We start from the raw sequence: 20,301 nt of genomic DNA on the forward strand, positions 1-20,301 counted from the left end.
CTCCCATCGGGGCTATAAAGACGAAGATCTTCCTATCATAAAAAAAAGACCCTCGATTGCTCGAAGGTCTTTCTTATTTATACTAAAGAGTTATTTATCTCTTAATCACTCTAACGGTTTCAATACTATCCTCCTGTGATACAACTACGTTGTAAATACCCGATGGATAACTGTCTCCAATTGTAGTGTTTTCAATATCAGATGCATTTACCTGACGTTGTTCTATCAATCTTCCAACCATATCATACACTTTTACGCCTACAACTGATTTGCTTGATGTAGTAACATCTAACATAAAGTTATTAGCAAATGGATTTGGATAGGCCGAAGCTTTAAATGGCAATTTAACTGTTCTTGATGGAGCCGCTGTGAACAAATCACATGCTGTTGAATAATCTCCAAACACACCATTTAATTTAATAGCTACCGATACGTTATAGTTTTTACCTAACTGTGCAATTGAGAATTGATTCAATCTGAAGTTAGAATAAGTAACAATGATTTCTTGTGAATTAACTACATCTTCTCCACTAATCTCATCTAACTTAACTTTATAGTTAGGGAAACCTGGGTAAGGTGTAATATTCAACTGTTGTGTTAACGATGTTGGAGTAGTCAAACCACATTGTGATGGTACTAGAGAAGTCACTGGGAAGAATGGTGTTTTAACAATACATTCTGAACCAAATCCTGACCATTGCGTTACACTATTAGTCAAAATACTATACTCTACCGCGATAGAATATTGGGTGTTGTAAGCAAACGTAACACCTTGGAATGCTACTAATGATGAGAATCTACTTGCATTTGGTAGGGTGTAATAATACGTTGGCGTTGGCCCATTATCACTTGTCAAACGAATACGGAAACGGTATCCTGTAGCATAAGCTGCTGGACTCGATGTAATACCCGCATTCATTGTAGCTACTTGTGAACCACAAGTTGGTGCCGCCAAACCAATTAATGGAATAGATGGAGTTAAAACGGTACACTCTGTTCCATAGCCTGATTGAACTGGTAAGCTCGTTACTGGGTCAGTGAAAGTATAATGTACAGCTACTTGATAACTTGTATTATACTGTAATGGGAAACCAGCAAATGAATTAGCTCCAACAAAACGAGTGGCTGATGAAGAGAAACCATACGTTGGTGTTGGTCCATTATCCGTTGTTAATCGAATACGGAAAGTATACCCTGTAGCATTCAATCCGCCATTAGCCGAAATCGTAGAAGCTAAAGTAGCCAAAGTAGCACCACAACTAGCAGAACTCAAAGTAATCAATTGAACGGTTGGTCCGTTTACTCTAATAGTATTTCCGTAGAAAGGAACAACTTCATCATTAATCACTGCTGATACTTTGATAATATAAGTAGCACCATATAAATGAAGTGCGGCTGGAATAGTTATATAGCGTGATCCTTGAATAACATCAGGAGCCTTAACACCTGTAGTTTCATTTTTAACAGAAAAACGATATTTAATATTCGAAGTGCCTGGGTAAGTATACCCTAATGCTGGAATGGCTAATGAAAAGGACACCAATGTAGTATTGTTATAGGAAGGAGTCATATTAACCACCATTGGTGCACAGCCTTCTGAATCAGTACCATTACAATTATCATCAATATTGTTATGACAGATCTCTGTTGCTCCAGGATTTATAGCTGGATTACCGTCTGCACAATCACCACCGCCAAGTATACCACTAGTGGTAAATCCTGCTCCAGGTGAAGTACAGGATGGAACTGCAACTCCTGAATAATAATGGTCACCATCAGCATCCAAATACCATAAGGGTTGAGCCGTTACCGTTACTGTAGTTGGCAGAGATGATGCGCTCACGCATCCAAATGAATTAGTTACCTGTACTGTATAATTTCCTGTTGTAGTAACAGTGATACTTTGTGAAGTAGCTCCATTAGACCATGAATAACTGCTGCCTGCAGTTGCTGTCAACACAACACTTCCACCTGCGCAGAACGAAGTTGCGCCACCAGGTGATATTGTTGGTGTCGCGGGTAATGGATTAGTGCTAATAGTTGCTGTTGCACTATTTGCTGCACTACATGCGCCACTAGTAACCACAGCTCTATAAAAAGTAGTGGTTGTTAAATTAGTCACAGTCAAAGATGTGGTTGTATTGGCAATACTAGTTCCTGCAGTTGCGAAGTTATCCAAAGAGGATTCCCATCGGGTGATAGCACCTGTGTGGCCGCTTAAAGTCAAAGTGGTTGAATTGGTTCCTGCACAAACTGTTGCGCTACCGGCTATTGTTCCTCCAACTGATGGTGGACTTACTGTTACAGTTGCCGCATCACTATTTCCAATACCACAACCACCGCTTCTTACCACTGCTCTGTAATAGGTGCTAGTAGTTACATTAGAAACGATTAAAGTTGTTGTTGTATTGTTAATATCGACAGCATTTTGAAAAGTACCTAACTGTGCAGATTGCCATTTGATGACATCACCTGTTTGACCACTTAAGGTTAAAGTGGTCGAATTGGTCCCGCTGCATACGGTGGTGCTACCCGTAACCGCTCCAGCAACGGTTTGGGGAGAAATGGTAATGGTTCCCGAAGCACTTACTGCATTACATGCTCCTCCTATTGAAGTGATGGTATAAGGAAATGTACCTATTTGATTTGTTGAGCCAGTAATATATAATACAGGCGAATATGTAGAAGGATAATATGTGCCTGAAATACCTGATGGTAATCCCGAGACGGTAACTCCTGTTATTCCTGAAGATCCTCCCGAAGTTCCATAAAATTGATAATATATGGTTCCAATACCTTGATTGATACATACCGTTTGCGCATTTGTATTTACTGCCGATCCTAAATATACACCAGGTAGGTCGTTCACTATAATTGTTCCAGTAGCATTTACTGTACCACAACCTCCTGTTACTGGGATGCTGTAAGCAAATGTTCCTGATGCTGTTGGTGTACCACTAATGGTAATGGTGTTACTTGTAAATGATGCTGTAACTCCTGCTGGTAAACCTGTAGCCGTTCCAATTCCTGTGGCACCTGTAGTAGTATGCGTGATTGATGTTAAAACCGAATTAATACACAAAGTTGGCGTGCTTGATGCAGCACTTACTGTTTTGTTTGTTGTAACCGTGATTATTCCAGTAGCATTTACTGTACCACAATCTCCTGTTACTGGGATGCTGTAAGCAAATGTTCCCGATGCCGTTGGTGTACCACTAATGGTAATGGTGTTACTGGCCCACGCAGCGCTTAATCCCGCTGGTAAACCAGTCGCAGTTCCAATACCTGTAGCATCTGTAGTAGTATGCGTGACTGATGTTAAAACCGAATTAATACACAAGGTTGGCGTGCTTGATGCAGCACTTACTGTTTTGTTTGGTGTAACCGTGATTGTTCCAGTAGCATTTACTGTACCACAACCTCCAGTTAATGGAATGCTGTAATTGAAAGTTCCTGATGCTGTTGGTGTACCACTAATGGTAATGGTGTTACTGGCAAATGATGCTGTAACTCCTGCTGGTAAACCTGTAGTCGTTCCAATTCCTGTGGCACCTGTAGTAGTATGTGTGATTGATGTTAAAACCGAATTAATACACAAAGTTGGCGTGCTTGATGCAGCACTTGCTACGTTGTTTGTTGTAACCGTGATTGTTCCAGTAGCATTTACTGTACCGCAACCTCCTGTTACTGGGATGCTGTAAGCAAATGTTCCTGATGCTGTTGGAGTACCACTAATAGTAATGGTGTTATTTGCAAATGATGCTGTAATTCCTGCTGGTAAACCTGTAGCCGTTCCAATTCCCGTGGCACCTGTAGAAGTATGTGTGATTGATGTTAAAACCGAATTAATACACAAGGTTGGCGTGATTGATGCTGCACTTACTGTGTTGATTGGTGTAATTGTTATTGCACCAGAGACATTACTTGCTGCAGAGCAGCCACTAGAATTGGTTACTACAACATAATAATAGGTTGTGCCTATAATAGCAGAACTTGGGGTATAACTGTTTAAAGTAGCCCCACTAATAATTGTTCCACCTGTATTGTTAGCCGAATTATTACTATACCATTGAAAAGTATACTGAGCTGTGCTCAAACTACTTGTTAAAGCGGTAACTGTCGCATTTTGACACAAGGTTTGTGGGTTAGATCCGATATCTAAGCCATTATTACTAAATGCAAATGTTCCAGACGATGTAAAAGTATGAATGGTATACCCATTGCTCTGTGTAATAGTTCCACCAGATGCAATTGGAGCTCCAGGATATTGAATAATAACTATTCCTGAACCACCAGCACCACTTGGTCTTCCGGAACTTCCGCCACCGCCACTTCCAGTGTTACTTACACCCGATGTAACAAAATTAGCATCAGCACCATCTCCATTTCCACCAATTGAACTACCTCCTACTCCTTTATTTCTTCGCCCAGGAACGCCTGCGCCAGCATCTCCTCCAGATCCACCGCCACCGCCTGCAAAATAACCAGATGGCCACCCTGAACTAAAACTAACAGTCACCCCTTCACCACCATTTCCACCATAGTCACCATAACCGTTAAAATTTGGAGAGTACCCTGCATTTCCAGCACCGCCGCCGCCGCCAGCAGGGAAACCAGTACTTCCACTATAAGACCTACCACCCCCATTTCCATAATGACTGGTTTCATTGACTTGTGCTGTTTGAGTAGATGATCCTGCAGTAGCAGTAGTACCAGACAACGATATTGCTGCACCTCCACCGGAACCTCCATTTTGACCGAAGTAAGCAGAACTTATATAATCACTCCCGCCGCCGCCGCCGCCAATGGCGGTTAGGGTTCCAAATACTGAGTTGCCTCCATTATTGCCATTTACAGCACCGATACCAGGTGACGTTACAGAAGTTCCACCATTACCAACTGTAACACTATAGGTACCGTAAGTTAAAGTATAAGCGTTTGAAAAAACAACTCCACCTGCTCCTCCACCTGCTCCTCCTAATTGTTGTCTACCTTTTGCACCACTTCCTCCACCCGCAACAACCAATACTTGACCAATTATTACACTGTTGAATTGATTTACCGTTATAGTTCCTGTAGCATTCACGCTTCCGCTACCTCCTGTTAATGCAATGCTGTAATTGAAAGTTCCTGATGCTGTTGGAGTACCACTAATGGTAATGATGTCGCTAGACCATGTTGCAGATACTCCAGCTGGTAAACCGTTAGCTCCTGCTACTCCGTCATTGCTAATACCAGTTGCTCCTGTGGTAGTATGAGTTATAGAAGTCAAAGGTGTATTGATGCATATAGTCGGAGTAGAAGAAGCTGCTCCTACAGTATTTATTAAAATTTTTAAGGACGTACGAGCACTTGAGTGTGTTAAAATATCAAAATTTTTAAAAGTCGGTGCTACACCAGTAACAGCGAAAGAACGCTTCATAATCCCAGCACCAGCCATTACCGCTTCATTTGACGGTGAGATAGCTCCTTTGGGAACTGAAAGGGTTGTATCAACATTTGCTCTTGTAATTTCATTGAAAGCAATAATACGAGAAGCGTGCGCCGAAATGCTCATGCCTAACATAACAATACACAAATAAAAAACTTTTTTCATTTTAATATATTTTTTAAATTTTTGGCAATGATAATACAGTACTGCAAAACATAAAGGTCATAAAATATAGACCTACTATTTTTTTTAATAAATAGTAAAAATTTACAATTTTTAGTAACAAAAAATACTACCTACATTGCTTTAATTTATATAATTTAGCACTTACTAAAAATCGCAAATTAGAGCTTTTTTTATAAATAAAATTGCAAAGCAACCAGTAAAACCATGCCTCTATGTCTGCTAACATTATAATACTTTTATCAGTTTTTTTAGGTTATATCGTTATTTTTTTAGCCTTTAAAAATTATAAAAACAATATAATAGTAAACTCTTTTTTATTGATTATTTTTTTTATATCGAATATACCCGTTTGATGATCGATGGCATCGCAGAAATGTATAATATAGCTGATTTAAAAAAATTTTCTATAACAAGCAATAGTTATACTGTTTTATTTATACCCTGTTTTTATTTATATTTTAAATATTTAATTAACAATCATAAACATTTTATTTTTAAAGATTTATTGCATATAGTAGTGCTGTTTTTAGCAATAATAGAGCGAGAATTTTTGCTATTAGACAGTTTATTTGATTGTAAATTGAACTATTACCTTAGTCAATTTGTTGCGGTTTACGTTCTCGTTTATTTAGTAGTGATTTTTTTACTGCTTAAAAAAAATGTGTGGCATAAAAAAGCAACTTTAAGTTTTGTGAAAACCCAAAATAATTTAATTACGAAATGGACTATACTATTTTTTATTGCCATAAATGCTTTTGTATTGCGCTTCTTTCTTTTGTATTACAAAGAATATTTATTTTATGAACCTTTAATTATAGAACCTACAAAGTACCTTTGGGTAACCGCATTAGTGTGGATTGTATTATTTTTGATAATTTTATCAAATCCACAGTTACTTTACGGTTATTCTTATTTACAGGTAGAAACCACTAAAACTAATTCCGATTTAAAAAGCAATAATTATTGGAATATACAGTCAAAAATTAAAATAAATAATAACCAAGACCAATTGCTAAAAGAAAAAATAAGTACTAAAATTGAACCATACGTCTTTGAATTAAACGCACTTTTATTTAACAATAGTTATTTTAGAAATCCCGATTTTTCTATTAAAGATTTAGCGCAAGTGTTAAATATTCCCAATAGTCATTTAAAATATATTTTTAAATACCATTCTAAATTATCATTCTCAGATTATAAGAAAATATCTAGAATTCAAAATTCATTAGAATTAATCAATAACAATTATCTAACTACAAACACGCTCGAATCACTATCAAAAGAGGTAGGGTTTAGCTCATACAACCCCTTTTTTACCTGTTTTAAAGATGTTGTTGGTAAATCGCCCCATCAATACATTTCATCCATTAATAGTGATTAAAATAATTGATAATCATTAGTAAAATCAATTCCCTATAAACGGTTTTATATAAAAATAAAATAGTTAAAAACATATATTTATTTATGTTTTAAGAATGCAATTAACATAAGTATCTTCTCGAAATCTAGCAGCAAATTGTTCGAGACTAAATCTAAGAAGGCCACTAATTTTTCAAATAAAACCATTAATGCCAAAACTGAAAAAGTGGTACGCTATAGCATAAGAAAAATGAACTGATTTTAGAACCAAAGAATTATTCAAGATTACTTAAGTTTCATTCTTTTCTTTAACTTGTCATTTTTAGTGTTCGCTAGCCTGCATTTATTACAAGAGTACTTTAAATTTATATTACGGTTTTCTTTAAAAGACAAAAAAGCCCTCCAAGAACAATAAGAACAAAATAGTAAACTTCAAAAAGCAAACGAAGCCATCCTAAAACGCTTAGAAGCTTTAGAAAAAAAATAATTAAACAACCATTAAAAAGCCCTCTAAAGAACCTTACAGAGGGCTTAGGTTGGTTTTATCATAAAAAAAAGACCCTCGATTGCTCGAAGGTCTTTCTTATGTATACTAAAGAGTTATTTATCTCTTAATCACTCTAACGGTTTCAATACTATCCTCTTGTGATACAACTACGTTGTAAATACCCGATGGATAACTGTCACCAATTGTAGTGTTTTCAATATCAGATGTATTTACCTGACGTTGCTCTATCAATCTTCCAACCATATCATACACTTTTATGCCTACAACTGATTTACTTGAAGTGGTAACAGCTAACATAAAGTTATTGGCAAATGGGTTTGGATAGGCCGAAGCTTTAAATGGTAATTTAACTGTTCTTGTTGGAGCAGCTGTGAACAAATCACATGCGGTTGAATAATCTCCAAACACACCATTTAATTTAATAGCTACCGATACATTATAGTTCTTACCTAACTGTGCAATTGAGAATTGATTTAATCTAAAGTTAGAATAAGTAATCACGATTTCTTGTGAATTGGTAATAGACTCTCCACTAATTTCATCTAACTTAACTTTATAGTTAGGGAAACCTGGGTAAGGTGTAATATTCAACTGTTGTGTTAACGAAGTCGCAGTTGACAATCCACATTGTGATGGTACTAACGAAGTCACTGGGAAGAATGGTGTTTTAACAATACATTCTGAACCAAAACCTGACCATTGCGTTACACTGTTACTCAAGATACTATACTCAACCGCAATAGAATATTGGGTGTTGTAAGCAAACGTAACCCCTTGGAATGCTACTAATGATGAGAATCTACTAGCATTTGGCAATGTATAGTAATACGTTGGCGTTGGGCCATTGTCACTTGTCAATCGAATACGGAAACGGTATCCTGTAGCATAAGCTGCTGGACTAGCTGTGATACCCGCATTCATTGTAGCTACTTGTGAACCACAAGTTGGTGCTGCTAAACCAATCAATGGAATCGATGGCGTTGAAACAGAACACTCTGCTCCGTAAGCTGATTCTACTGGTAAACTTGTCAGAGGATCTATGTAACTGTATTTTACTGCTACTTGATAGCTGGTATTATACTGCAATGGGAAACCTGCAAATGAGTTAGCACCCACAAAACGAGTTGCTGATGATGAGAAACCATAGTTTGGTGTTGGTCCATTATCAGTTGTCAATCGAATACGGAAAGTATAACCAGTAGCATTCAATCCGCCATTAGCAGAAATCGTAGAAGCTAAAGTAGCCAAAGAAGCACCACAACTAGCAGAACTCAAAGTAATTAATTGAACTGTTGGTCCAGTTACTGTTATAGTATTACCATAAAACGGAACAACTTCATCATTAATCACTGCCGATACTTTAATAGTATAGGTAGCACCATATACATGAAGTGCTGAAGGAATAGTTACATATCGTGAGGTTTGAATAATATCGGCTGAAGTAACATTTGTGGTTACATTAGTGATAGAAAAACGATATTTAATATTCGAGGTTCCTGGATAAGTATAACTTACCGCTGGAATAGCTGTAGCTAATGAGACTAAAGTAGTATTGTTATAAGAAGGGGTCATATTTACAACTACTGGTGCACAACCTTCTGATTTTATACCATTACAATTATCATCAATATTGTTGTAGCATATTTCTGTAGCTCCTGGATTTATAGCTGAATTATCATCAGCACAATCGCCGCCACCTAATAAACCACTAGTGGTATATCCTGCTCCAGGTGAAGTACATGATGGAATTGCAACTCCAGTATAGTAATGGTCACCATCAGCATCCAAATACCATAAGGGTTGAGCCGTTACCGTTACTGTAGTTGGCAGAGATGATGCGCTTACGCATCCAAATGAATTAGTTACCTGTACTGTATAATTTCCTGTTGTAGTAACAGTGATACTTTGTGAAGTAGCTCCATTAGACCATGAATAACTGCTGCCTGCAGTTGCTGTCAACACAACACTTCCACCTGCGCAGAACGAAGTTGCGCCTCCAGCTGATATTGTTGGTGTAGCTGGTAATGGATTGGTAGTAATTGTAGCCGAAGCACTTGTTGCAGCACATCCGTTTCCGTCTGTATAAGAATACGTATAAGTAGTACTTGGTCCAGTGTATGGATTAGCAATACTAAACGTTCCTCCTGCTGGTGAACCAACTAATGCAATCGCTGTGCCTGCACATCCTGATACATTTCCAGAAGTAACTATTGGTAATGGATTGGTAGTAATTGTAGCCGAAGCACTTGTTGCAGTACATCCGTTTCCGTTTGTGTATGAATACGTATAAGTAGTGCTTGGTCCAGTGTATGGATTAGCAACACTAAACGTTCCTCCTGCTGGTGAACCAACTAATGCAATCGCTGTTCCTCCACATCCTGATACATTTCCAGCAGTAACTGTTGGTAATGAATTGGTAGTAATTGTAGCTGAAGCACTTGTTGCAGAACATCCGTTTCCGTCTGTATAAGAATACGTATAAGTAGTACTTGGTCCAGTGTATGGATTAGCAACACTAAACGTTCCTCCTGCTGGTGAACCAACTAAAGTAATCGCTGTTCCTGCACATCCTGATACATTTCCAGCAGTAACTATTGGTAATGGATTGGGTGTAATTGTAGCCGAAGCACTTGTTGCAGAACATCCGTTTACGTCTGTGTATGAATACGTATAAGTAGTACTTGGTCCAGTGTACGGATTAGCAACACTAAACGTTCCTCCTGCTGGTGAACCAACTAATGCAATCGCTGTTCCTGTACATCCCGATACATTTCCAGCAGTAATTGTTGGCAAGGCATTAACCGTTATCGTAAAATTGGTTCCTATGCTTACATCTCCAGCTGCATTTTTTACCGTAATAGTACCTGTGTAAGTTCCCTCAGTAGTATTTGCCGGAACAGCAATACTTATTTGACCTAATGTTAATGTAGCATCAGTAACTGCCGCAAAACTATTGGCGGGCGTCCCACTCCAACTAATTCTGTAGGTTGTGGGCGCGAGTGTTGTTGCACTGTAAGCCAACGAACTATTTTGTGCGCTGGTACTTTTGCAAACTGCTGTTGCAGTTGATGAAGTGGTAATCGTCGGCCCCACAGTAAAAGTACCACTGCTAGTAAAGGTATGTATTGTATAGTTACCCACCTGCGTAACAGTCCCTCCGGTTGCTCGTATAACGGAACCTAAATACCTAACTATTACTATTCCTGAACCTCCCGCACCCGATAAGTTATTGCTTACTCCTCCATTAGTACTTCCAAAACCGCCACCGCCACCGCCAGTATTTGCAGTACCACTAGTAGCAGTAACATCACCTTTCGAACCAGCGCCGCCCCCACCATTTCCACCAACTCCCGCAGCAGATCCATTAAAAGTTACACCGCCGCCGCCGCCGCCGCCATAAAATACAGCAACACCAGTTATGCTATTAGATACACCCACTCCACCATTTCCGCCTTTGACTCCATTGCTTGTTCCTCCTAAACCACCAACAGCTCCTGCACCGCCACCGCCACCGCCACAAATATTTGAAAAATTCTTATTATTGCCTTGGGAACCGCCACCATTATTACCCATACCTGATACCGCTGTTCCTCCTGATAATAAAGACGTGGTGGTGTTTCCACCAGCGCCACCGCCAGAACCTGCACCACCTCCACCGCCACCATCGGCATTAGGGCCATTAGCGCTGCTACTTGATGTTGCAATTAACGATCCAAATCTGGAGCTCGCTCCCGGATTTCCAACTACTATTCCATTTGCTGTACTTACTGCAGCTCCACCTGCACCAACAGTTGTTGCTATGGCACCGGAAATTGATTGATTAGTAAAGTATTTTACTGCGCCGCCGCCGCCGCCGCCGCCAAAACCTGCTCCACCACTACCACCGCCAGAAACTACTAATACATCCACATTTAGCTGTTGCGCCGAAACTGAAAAAATCATTGAGATTAATAGAGAAAGACTTAAATAAATTCTTTTCATTTTTTTTACTGTTTTTAATTTTATAGGACAAAAATGTGAAATAATATACTGCCCGCAACAACAATTCTTTTTTTTACTGATTTTTGATTTACGATTCCTAGTTTTTGAGATACTATTTTTTATTTCCCGGTTTTTGGAGTCCTAAAAATGAAGAAAACGATAGCCTATTCCTCTAAAATATTAGGACAGGCATTACACTAGTTTTAGCTAGAGAAAAATGGTTAGATTATATCAAAAAAATAATAGCCTGATGAAATTTCCAAATATCCCCTTTTTATTGTTTTACGACATTTTTTCAATTTTTTGAGAGATTATTTCCAGTTTTTGAGATGTTTTTTTTTTGAAACGGTGACAATTAATATGGTAAATTGCAGTCTTTTTTACATCCCATTTTGGGAGAATATCAAAGGTCTTTCTTCTTTAAATTATTTCGCTTTATGCTTAGCAACATTATATTATTTGTTACAGCCGTACTCGGATTTTTGTGCACAGCATTAATCTTTGGGAAAAATAAATATCAGGAACATTCTCTAATAAATAAATACCTGACTATTATTACTGCAAGTAATGCGATACGATTTTTTTTTCATGGGATAGCAGAATCGTACCCAGAAATGTCCATAAGTAAATTTGTAACTGTACTCGATATAGGCGTTATCATGTTGATGCCCTGCTTTTACCTTTATTTTACAAATATTATATACGAAAGCAAGTTCGAGCTAGGAAATTTGTTGCATTTTGTAGTGCCTTTTTTGTTGGGCAGTTTATTTTTCACCTTTCTTCATAGTAATCCTGAAAAAGCAGATTTGATAAAAAAACTGTTTTTCTTATTTGTCTTTTTGTTTTATATCAACTATGCTGTTTTTGGATTCGTGATACTCTATAAACATGTATGGCGGCGTAAAACCTATATCAAGGCTATCCAAAAACAAAACGAATTGATAAAAAAATGGAGTTTATTTCTGTATTTTTCTTTTGTTTTTATTTTTTTAATACGGATATCAATAAGTATTATCAGCTATAGAAATGGTACGTCTAGGGACCACTACCTTTGGATAACAGGACTAATTTGGATGGGTATATTTATAAAAATAATTCTTACCCCCGAAATCCTTTACGGATATAACTTATTAAACAAAACCATTGATACCGCTAAAGAAAGATTAGTACTAAGCACTGTATGGAATTTAGAAGGAACGGTATTTCCTATTGCAAGTGAGAAGGATAAAAAACTAGAGAAAAAGATGAAACCAGTGCTTCTGGAATATGTTCATAAACTGGAAGAGTATTCTTTTCATACGCATGCATTTCGAAGTCCCAATTTGACTTTGGAGGATATTGCTATTGCGATAAAAATTCCTGTTAGCAATATCCATTTTATTTTTAAATTTCATTGCAACGAGAGTTTCACCGATTATAAAAAGATTGTACGCATTCACGATGCCACAAAATTGCTAGAAGAGGGTTACCTCAATGACCATAAAGTAGAAACGCTTTCTACCACAGTAGGGTTTTCATCATACAATACCTTCAGTATTGCTTTTAAAAATATTACGGGAGTAACGACGCAGGAGTATGTAAAGCGGTTATAATTTGTAGCTAACTTCTTCCGTCTTATAGTAAACTAGGTCTATTCGAATTTCCATCCTACAACTTTTTTTAACTTCAATTCGATAATTGGAGAGTCGGCGTAAAAGAATTATTAGAAACTAAGGTGCCTTATTTGAAAGTAAAGCATTGTGCATTGGAGGATAAATTTATGGACTTATTTATTTTGAGAGTATTATCGGATTTATAGTCAACTTCTCTCGGGACAAGATCCTGACAACTTTTGAAAATGCAGTTGACAAATTTTAAATAGCGACTTGATTTTTTCACCACGCAGCCTAAACATTTTCTTGACGTGGCTTGGACATTTTGTCCACCGTATTAAAAATAAAAAGACCCTCGATTGCTCGAAGGTCTTTCTTATTTATACTAGAGAGTTATTTATCTCTTAATCACTCTAACGGTTTCAATACTGTCCTCTTGCGATACAACTACGTTGTAAATACCCGATGGATAACTGTCTCCAATAGTAGTGTTTTCAATATCAGATGTATTTACCTGACGTTGCTCTATCAATCTTCCAACCATATCATACACTTTTACGCCTACAACTGATTTACTTGAAGTAGTAACAGCTAACATAAAGTTATTGGCAAATGGGTTTGGATAGGCCGAAGCTTTAAATGGTAATTTAACTGTTCTTGTTGGAGCAGCTGTGAACAAATCACATGCGGTTGAATAATCTCCAAACACACCATTTAATTTAATAGCTACCGATACATTATAGTTCTTACCTAACTGTGCAATTGAGAATTGATTTAATCTAAAGTTAGAATAAGTAATCACGATTTCTTGTGAATTGGTAATAGACTCTCCACTAATTTCATCTAACTTAACTTTATAGTTAGGGAAACCTGGGTAAGGTGTAATATTCAACTGTTGTGTTAACGAAGTCGCAGTTGACAATCCACATTGTGATGGTACTAACGAAGTCACTGGGAAGAATGGTGTTTTAACAATACATTCTGAACCAAAACCTGACCATTGCGTTACACTGTTACTCAAGATACTATACTCAACCGCAATAGAATATTGGGTGTTGTAAGCAAACGTAACCCCTTGGAATGCTACTAATGATGAGAATCTACTAGCATTTGGCAATGTATAGTAATACGTTGGCGTTGGGCCATTGTCACTTGTCAATCGAATACGGAAACGGTATCCTGTAGCATAAGCTGCTGGACTAGCTGTGATACCCGCATTCATTGTAGCTACTTGTGAACCACAAGTTGGTGCTGCTAAACCAATCAATGGAATCGATGGCGTTGAAACAGAACACTCTGCTCCGTAAGCTGATTCTACTGGTAAACTAGTCAGAGGATCTATATAACTGTATTTTACTGCTACTTGGTAGCTTGTATTATACTGCAATGGGAAACCTGCGAATGAGTTAGCACCCACAAAACGAGTAGCTGATGAAGAGAAACCATACGTTGGTGTTGGTCCATTATCCGTTGTTAATCGAATACGGAAAGTATACCCTGTAGCATTCAATCCTCCATTAGCCGAAATCGTAGAAGCTAAAGTAGCTAAAGTAGCACCACAACTAGCAGAACTCAAAGTAATCAATTGAACGGTTGGTCCAGTTACTGTTATAGTATTACCAGCAAAAGGAACAACTTCATCATTAATCACTGCTGATACTTTGATAGTATAAGTAGCACCATATAAATGAAGTGCGGCTGGAATAGTTACATAGCGTGATCCTTGAATAACATCAGGAGCCGTAACACCTGTCGTTTCATTTTTAACAGAAAAACGATATTTAATATTCGAAGTGCCTGGGTAAGAATACCCTACCGCTGGAATAGCTGTAGCTAATGATACTAAAGTACTATTATTATAAGAGGATGTCATATTGACAACAACTGGTGCGCAACCTTCTGACAAAGTACCATTACAATTGTCATCAATGTTGTTATAACAAACCTCAGCTGCACCTGGATTAATGGCTGCAACGCTATCGTTACAATCACCACCACCAAATAAGCTAGCTGTAGTATATCCTGTTCCTGGTGAAGTACAAGAGGCCACTGCTGTTCCTGTATAGTAACCATCATTATCAGCATCTAAATACCATGAAGGTTGTGCTGTAATAGTAACTGTTGCAGAAGCACTCGTAGCCGAACATCCACTGGCATTGGTATAAGAGTAAGTATAAGTAGTACTTGGTCCTGTGTATGGATTAGCAATACTAAACGTTCCTCCTGCTGGTAAACCAACTAAAGTAATAGCTGATCCTGCACAACCACTCACATTTCCAGCAGTTACTGTTGGTAACGGATTTACAGTATTGGTAATACCTGTACTAGAAGCTGTATCACTAGTTCTACAAGTACCCCCTGTAATATCAATATCTACTGTTACTATTTGACCAGTAGTCAAGGTAGTAGTAGTATAGGTATTATCAATACTAGATTGAACGGAAGAACCATTTACTTTGAATGTATAAGTTACTACAGCATCTCCAGTTGTAGCTGGACCACTAACATTAGAAGCCGTTGCAGTGAAGGTAACACTAGTTCCTGTACAGAATGAGTTATCAGCATCACTACTATCCAATTGAACTGATGGTGTCAATGGTGCATGGATAGCTGGATCATTGTCATCACAATCTACTCCGAGTGAAGTAGCACTGTATAATGGTGATAAAGAAGCTCCATAACATAAATTTACTAATGGAATATCTAAGTTATAACCATCTCCATCAACATCAATGTAGAAATCTCCACTTCTCCATACATCTGGGTCTGAATCATTACAATCAGTACTGTTGCTTACATATCCACTAGGAGCGGTAGTAGCTGAAACAGTTGAAGCTAAATCTCCAAATCCGTCACCATCGGTGTCAGCATAGAAAGTATAATAATCATTGCTGAAATATACATTGTCTAGATAAATCTGACGAGCTGCTCCAACGTTTTGCTCAAATTTCAAACCATAAATAGTTCCTAAAGGTGATCCAGGATATGCAGTTGCTAAATTAATATTCAAAGAATTCCACCCTGCTACAAGAGCTCCGGTGTTGTATAATTTATCAGCAGCTGTTGATACAAGAACAACAAACATATTTGAAATAGGTGAATTTAAATACACATCTACATGCAAGTTAGTCATTCCTACTGCACTGAAAGTGCCTGAACTAGCTACTAAACCTAAAAACCCAAGATTATCTAATTGTAAACAAGTATTAGTTCCATTTGGAATCGTGGTCATAGTAGTTGCACCTGTCCAGCTAGAACGAACTGCTGTAATAGCATTGGCATATACTGAAGGTGTACCAGTAAACATAGATACTACTCTAGCCGTATCTCTAACTGGTGGCACTGGAGAAGCTCCAGGAGCAGGATAAGTTACTACTAAGCTAGCTGTTTTACTAGTTGGCCCATAAGTTCCATCTGCAACTTGTGAGGCTGTAATGGTAGCCGTTCCACCACCTACTACTGTAAGGGTACTTCCACTAATAGTAGCTATATTAGTATCACTACTACTATAAGTAAACGGACTAGTATTATTAGAAGTTGGAGGAGTTAAGGTAAATGGCGCATCGCCCAATACTTTAGCAGGAACTGTAAAAGTACCTACTGTCGCTGGAGGAAGCGTTGCAGCTCTATAGAAATAGATGTTATCTAAATAAGATGAGTTTGGATTAGCTCCATTAGGATTGAAAAAATCAAAATAAGAAACGGTTGCCAAATTTAACCCAGACGGAATATAATCTGACAAAAGAATGTCAACACTTGTCCATCCATTCACAGGAGTACCTACTGTAACTGCTTTGTCATTCAATCTAAACTGCCATGAACTTTGATTTAGAGCATAAACATCTATATGTAAATAAGTCATCGCTGAAACATCAGTAGACGTAAAAGCAAGTCGATATGTTGGTGAACCGGTAAGGAATCTACCATTGTTACCTGATAGCGTAACACCAGTACCAAATCCTGCCAAGTTTGGCGAAGAAGAAGTGGTATAAGCGTCACTATATAGAGATACTACATCCCAGGTATTTCTGGTAATTGGAGTGGGTGCTGCAGGAGGGGTTACTGTTAACGTAGCCGTCGTACTTCCTGCACCATAAGTGCCATCACTAATTTGACTTGCTGTAATAACAGCAGTTCCAGGTCCTACAATATGAACTAAAGTACCAGTAACCGTGGCTACTGCTGTATTACCACTAGAGTAAGTAATAGGATTAGTATTATTAGATGTTGGAGGCGTTAAATTAAAATCAGCATCTCCAACAACTTTTGACGGAATAGTGAAGGCTCCATAAGTTGGAGGTTGCGTTGTAGCTGGTCTGTAGAAATACATGTTATCAAAATACACTGTTTTTCCACCTGAACCTACAACTTTAAATTGGAATAAAGCGTTAACTGCAAAACCAGATTGGCTTGTCCAAGCTGTGATTGGAATGTCATAGCTATTCCACTGCCCTTGAACTAATGGAGTAAGGGTATAAGATCTTTCTCCACCACCATTGTTGATTTGGAAAAACTGTAAAGAAGTCTCATCAAAAGTCCAAACATCTACGTGGAACGTAGTCATGGCTGAAACATTTACGTTAGCGCCAAAATCTAATCCTTGATAGTTAAGGTTAGTAGCACGCCAAGCATTGTCACCTGCTAATGAAACCACACTAGCAGAACCAGCTTGTCCCCAACTAGGATTGTATCCTCTAGTTCCTGGAGCCGCAGTATAAGCAGCATCACTAAAGACTGAAATCACATCCCAAGAATTTCTTGCTGGAGGTGCTGTAGGACCTGCCAATGGCGTTGTAGAACCCGTAACCGTTAAGGTAGCTGTTGCAGAACCTGCTGCATACGACCCAGTAGCTACTTGCGAAGCAGTAAGTGTAGAAGTTCCCACACCTACTACTGTAACAGTAGAACCACTTACTGTAGCTACAGCTGTATTACTACTAGTATACGTAATAGCTGCTGGACTAGTAGAAGTAGCCGCCAAAGTGAATGGTGCTGCTCCCATAACTTTCGCTACGGATGAGAAGTTAGAAAACGTTGGTGCAGTCAAGGCAAAATAGAAATAGATATTATCTACATACATATTTCTCAAAGTACCTGCTCCAAGTGGATTCTCAATCTTAACAATATTAACGGCTGTTAAGTTAACTCCAATAGCAGAATATTGTGACAAAGGAATATCAATACTCGTCCAAGTATTTGGAGTTACAGCGATATCTTTTCTATTAGTTCCTACCCATAACCATAAAAGCGATGAGTCTAAAGAATACACATCAACGTGGATAGTACTCATAGCAGAAACATCTTTATTAGCGAAGGCTATTTGTCCAAATGTAAAATTACTCACAAACCTTGCATTATTACCTCCTAAAGATACATCAGCATTAGTACTGCTACTTGACCAAGTTGGAGTAGCTGCAAGCGTGTAAGCATCACTATAATAAGAAATAACATTGGTTGCCACTCTAACTGGCGGTGTTGGCGCTGCTGGAGGCAATACAGATAGTTGAGCCGTTACAGTACCTACCCCATAAGTGCCATCTGAAGCTTGAGTAGCAGTAATAGTAGTAACACCACCTGCTAGTACAGTTACCGTGTTACCTGAAATGGTAGCTACTGAAGTGTTACTACTAGTGTAAGTCCATGCACCCGAACTATTAGAAGTTGGGTTCGTTAAAGTAAACGGAGCATCCCCTACCACTTTTGAAGGAACCGTTAAGCTTCCTAACGTTGGTGGTTGTAAAGTAGCTGCTCTGTAAAAATAGATATTATCTACATAAACATTTCTTAAAGGAGTTGCTGCCCCTGTTGGACTTTCTATCTTAATAATATTAATAGCTGTTTTATCGGCTACCACAAAAGTTGATAATGGAATATCTAAGGAAGTCCATACACCAGTGGTAACTGGGGTAATAATATATTTTTCATTATTTAACCATAACCATGTAGTGGTTTGGTCTACAGAATATAAGTCTAGGTGTATTGTTGACATGGAAGTAACATTCTTATTGGCAAAAGCAATTTGACCAAAAAGATAGCTACCTAAAAACTTAGTAGCATTACCCGATATAGGGGTATCGGCTGTTTGTCCACCCCAAGTTGGCGCAGAGGCAACGGCGTAGACCGAACCTACATTAGTATCACTATAGTAAGAGATGACATCCCAAGCATTTCTTGCTGGAGGATTCGGAGCCGGAGTAGCCGGAAGTGGGACCGTTACTACTAAAGAAGCAGTTGTTGAACCTGGACCATAAGTACCATCAGCTACCTGACTAGCTGTAATAGTAGAAGTACCGGCTCCAACAATAGTTACTGTACTACCACTAACAGTAGCTACAGCTGTATTACTACTAACATAAGTAAATGGGCTAGTATTATTTGAAGTTGGAGGTGTTAAAGTAAAAGGTGCACTAGTAGTTAATTTAGCTGGAACTGTAAAGGCACCATATGTTGGAGGCTGAGCAGTAGCTGCTCTGTAGAAATACATGTTATCAAAATAAACTGTTTTTCCACCTGAACCTACTACTTTAAATTGGAATAAAGCATTTACGGCAAAACCAGATTGACTTGTCCAAGCCGTTAATGGAATATCATAACTATTCCATGAGTTCTGAACTAAGGGTGTAAGGGTGTAAGAACGCTCACCACCTCCGTTGTTGATTTGATAAAATTGTAAAGAAGTTTCATTGGCAGTCCAAACATCTACGTGGAACGTAGTCATGGCTGTAGCATTGATGTTACCTCCAAAATCTAAACCTTGGTAATTAAGATTTGTGGCACTCCAAACATTGTTACCACCTATGGAAACAACACTTGCAGACCCAGCTTGTCCCCAACCTGGATTATAAGTCCTAGTTCCAGGTTGTGGAGTATAGGAATCGCTAAAGACGGAAAGCACATCCCAGCTATTTCTTGCAGGAGGAGCTGACGCCCCTGCTCCGGGTTGTGAATATCCTAATGAAAAAGTCATCAGGAAGAAGAGTAATAATAGTTTTTTCATGTTCATAAATTTATAGTTCTGTATTATTTTAAAATGTAGGTGCTTTTTTTGGTTGAGGTTTGCTGCTAACTTGAATAAAATCAAGTGACTGTGTCCAAAGTATTTTGTTTCATAAAATCTAATTTTTTTTAGTGGTTGGTAAATTTATATTTATTTGCATTCTGTAACTACAACGTTTGAGTATACAAAAACCATACAAGTTGGTGGTATTAAAAATTCTAGCCTTATATAGCCTACACGCAATCGA

5 protein-coding genes are annotated in these 20,301 nt (G+C 38.1%); 2 read left to right on the forward strand and 3 right to left on the reverse strand.

The genetic code is table 11. The annotated features are described in order from the left end of the window. Positions 1-94 precede the first annotated feature (94 nt). On the reverse strand, positions 95-5,596 hold the full coding sequence (locus tag OLM53_RS04565) for a glycine-rich domain-containing protein (RefSeq protein ID WP_264521865.1): 5,502 nt from the start codon (positions 5,594-5,596) through the stop codon (positions 95-97). Positions 5,597-5,969: 373 nt separating this feature from the next. Between OLM53_RS04565 and OLM53_RS04570 the strand changes: the two genes are divergently transcribed. After that, positions 5,970-6,998, forward strand: coding sequence for a helix-turn-helix domain-containing protein (locus OLM53_RS04570; protein ID WP_264521866.1), 1,029 nt, complete (start codon positions 5,970-5,972; stop codon positions 6,996-6,998). A gap of 582 nt (positions 6,999-7,580) precedes the next feature. On the opposite strand, the gene OLM53_RS04575 is transcribed toward OLM53_RS04570, so the two are convergent. Further along, on the reverse strand, positions 7,581-11,465 hold the full coding sequence (locus OLM53_RS04575) for a glycine-rich domain-containing protein (protein ID WP_264521867.1): 3,885 nt from the start codon (positions 11,463-11,465) through the stop codon (positions 7,581-7,583). A gap of 1,073 nt (positions 11,466-12,538) precedes the next feature. Here OLM53_RS04575 and OLM53_RS04580 point away from each other — a divergent pair. After that, on the forward strand, positions 12,539-13,057 hold the full coding sequence (locus OLM53_RS04580; protein WP_264521868.1) for a helix-turn-helix domain-containing protein: 519 nt from the start codon (positions 12,539-12,541) through the stop codon (positions 13,055-13,057). A gap of 397 nt (positions 13,058-13,454) precedes the next feature. Here OLM53_RS04580 and OLM53_RS04585 read toward each other — a convergent pair whose 3' ends face one another. Then, positions 13,455-20,054 carry a T9SS type A sorting domain-containing protein gene (locus tag OLM53_RS04585; protein ID WP_264521869.1) on the reverse strand — a complete coding sequence of 2,200 codons (6,600 nt, stop codon included), beginning with the start codon at positions 20,052-20,054 and terminating at the stop codon, positions 13,455-13,457. Between the last annotated feature and the right edge of the window lie 247 nt (positions 20,055-20,301).

The organism is Flavobacterium sp. N1994 (assembly GCF_025947145.1).
Taxonomy (GTDB): Bacteria; Bacteroidota; Bacteroidia; order Flavobacteriales; family Flavobacteriaceae; genus Flavobacterium.